The organism is Mesorhizobium sp. M5C.F.Ca.IN.020.32.2.1 (assembly GCF_004023105.1).
Classification (GTDB): domain Bacteria; phylum Pseudomonadota; class Alphaproteobacteria; order Rhizobiales; family Rhizobiaceae; genus Mesorhizobium; species Mesorhizobium wenxiniae.
In genome coordinates this window covers 1-2,178 of record NZ_RZSX01000984.1, presented here as the reverse complement: position 1 = coordinate 2,178, position 2,178 = coordinate 1, and the positions used below count along the sequence as shown (strand labels likewise).

Annotated in this window: 3 protein-coding genes; 1 reads left to right on the top strand and 2 read right to left on the bottom strand. The window is 63.0% G+C overall.

The features are described from left to right. Together EOA86_RS31815 and EOA86_RS39000 are read right to left on the bottom strand one after the other, a co-directional pair. On the bottom strand, window positions 1-1,365 hold a 1,365-nt coding region (locus tag EOA86_RS31815), incomplete at its 3' end, for an ATP-dependent helicase (RefSeq protein ID WP_164892191.1). Between the two features lie 101 nt (window positions 1,366-1,466). Continuing rightward, window positions 1,467-1,637, bottom strand: coding sequence for a hypothetical protein (locus EOA86_RS39000; RefSeq protein ID WP_084831665.1), 171 nt, complete (start codon window positions 1,635-1,637; stop codon window positions 1,467-1,469). A gap of 150 nt (window positions 1,638-1,787) precedes the next feature. On the opposite strand from EOA86_RS39000, the gene EOA86_RS31810 reads away from it, so the two are divergent. Next, window positions 1,788-1,973: a hypothetical protein gene (locus tag EOA86_RS31810; RefSeq protein ID WP_029354302.1), complete on the top strand. Its 186-nt coding sequence runs from the start codon at window positions 1,788-1,790 to the stop codon at window positions 1,971-1,973. Window positions 1,974-2,178 lie beyond the last annotated feature (205 nt).

The window sequence follows — 2,178 nt, the reverse complement described above, 5'->3', positions numbered from 1 at the left end:
GGTGTCGACGATCTGCGATGCCGCCGAAGGGCCGATACCGGGCAAAAGCTGCAGCACGCGAAAACCGGCGACGCGGTCACGCGGGTTTTCGGCGAAGCGCAGCACCGCCAGCACGTCCTTGACATGGGCGGCGTCGAGGAATTTCAGCCCGCCGAACTTGACGAACGGGATGTTGCGGCGCGTCAGCTCGATCTCCAGCGGCCCGCTGTGGTGCGAGGCGCGAAACAACACGGCCTGCGCTTTCAGCGCCGTGCCGGCCTCACGCTCGGTCAGAATAGCCTGGCAGACGTAACTCGCCTGCTCGGCTTCGTCGCGAACGCTGACCAGCCTCGGCTTTTCCGCCGATTTGCGCTCCGACCAGAGGTTCTTGGTAAAGCGTTCCGAGGCCTCGCCGATCACCGCATTGGCGGCGGCCAGGATGGTCTCGGTCGAGCGGTAGTTGCGCTCAAGCATGACGATCTCGGCCGGCTGCGCGAACTGTTTGGGGAAGTCGAGGATATTGCGCACTTCCGCCGCTCGAAACGAATAGATCGACTGCGCATCGTCGCCGACCACCGTCAGCCCGGAGCCGTCCGGCTTGAGCGCCGTGAGGATCGAGGCCTGCAGCCGGTTGGTGTCCTGGTATTCGTCGACCAGCACATGGTCGAAGCGCCCGCCCAGATGCGCTGATATCTCCGGCTCGCCGGCCATCTGCGCCCAGTAGAGCAGCAGGTCGTCGTAATCGAGCACGTTCTGCGCCTGCTTGATCTCGACATATCGGGCGAACAGCGTCTTAAGCTGTTCTGCCCAACCCGCGCACCAGGGAAACACCGAACCGAGAATCTCGCCGAGCGGCGCCTGCGCGTTGACGGCACGCGAATAGATCGCCAGGCACGTGCCCTTGGTCGGAAAACGGCCTTCGGTTTTGGAGAAGCCGAGTTCGTGCCGGGCGAGGTTCATCAAGTCGGCCGAATCCTCGCGGTCATGGATGGTGAAGGCCGGATCGAGGCCGATCTCCGGCGCATAATCGCGCAGCAGCCTGGCGCCGATGCCGTGAAACGTGCCGGCCCAGCTCAGCGCATCGGTGATGATGGAAGCGTCTCGGCCGAGCACCTCGCCGGCGATGCGTTCGACCCGCTTGGCCATTTCCGATGCGGCACGACGCGAAAACGTCATCAAAAGGATGCGCCTGGGGTCGGCGCCCCTGACGATCAGATGCGCGACGCGATGCGCCAGCGTGCTGGTCTTGCCGGAGCCGGCGCCGGCGATCACCAGTAGCGGCCCGGCGACCCTGCCGTCGCCATGCTCGACGGCAAGGCACTGCTCGGCATTCAGCTTCGCGAGATAGTCAGGCCGGAAGGTCGAATCACGGGCAGCGAGGTTCATTGCCCATCAAGCATCGTTTCCGCTTTGTTCGCAACGGTTTCGACGCGAAAGTTGCGATCGATGCGTCCGTTTCTACTGGCGCACCAGCCGATGAACTGGACTTAGCGCTCGGGCTCTACGCCCATGGCCGCCGACTGCCGCCGCAACGACTTGTCGTCATCGGGAGGCGGCAGCAACAGCGGATCGAAGTCATCGGGCACCTCGTCAATGATTTCCCTGACTATACGGTAGGCCACGTAGACGGCGGCACCGGCTATGAGCAGACGGATCATGATTTTCTCCATTGGTGTGGACCAACCGAAGAGCCCGCGTTTTGTTCCTCGCTCTCTCGTTTTGTTCCCCGCTTTCCGAGCGCCCCGAGCTCTGCCTGAGCGTGCAACCAAATCGGCACCGTCTCGTTTGCCCGATGACAGGAGGTTGCGATGAACAAGCTCTCAATTTTGCTGGCCCCGACCTGGCTCGTTTTGGCGGCAGCGCTGGCTGTCGCGGCTTGCGATAACAACATCCCACCGACAAAGGCCCCCGGCGCCGATCAAAACCCGCAGGTCGACCCTGCACCCAAGTCGACGTCAGGCGATGATCAACCCGGCACGCCGCCGGCGCAGTGATGGAACGCAGAAAGTGGCCGGCGCCGCTTGGGAGGGGAGCGATGGCGCCGGCCAGGCGGGTATCAGGTCCGCCGCATACCTAGAGATAGCTGAGTCTTGCTGTTGCGTCATGGGGCGATCGCGGAAGACGACCGCGTTGGACAGTCAATTAACTGACAAATGTGACAAAACTGCCATTTTCAGATGCGAGAAGCCGATGCTCGCA

Excerpts from the sequence above, each read along its gene's own strand:
- EOA86_RS39000 (WP_084831665.1), bottom strand. The coding sequence starts at position 1,637 with ATGATCCGTCTGCTCATAGCCGGTGCCGCCGTCTACGTGGCCTACCGT.
- EOA86_RS31810 (WP_029354302.1), top strand. The coding sequence starts at position 1,788 with ATGAACAAGCTCTCAATTTTGCTGGCCCCGACCTGGCTCGTTTTGGCG.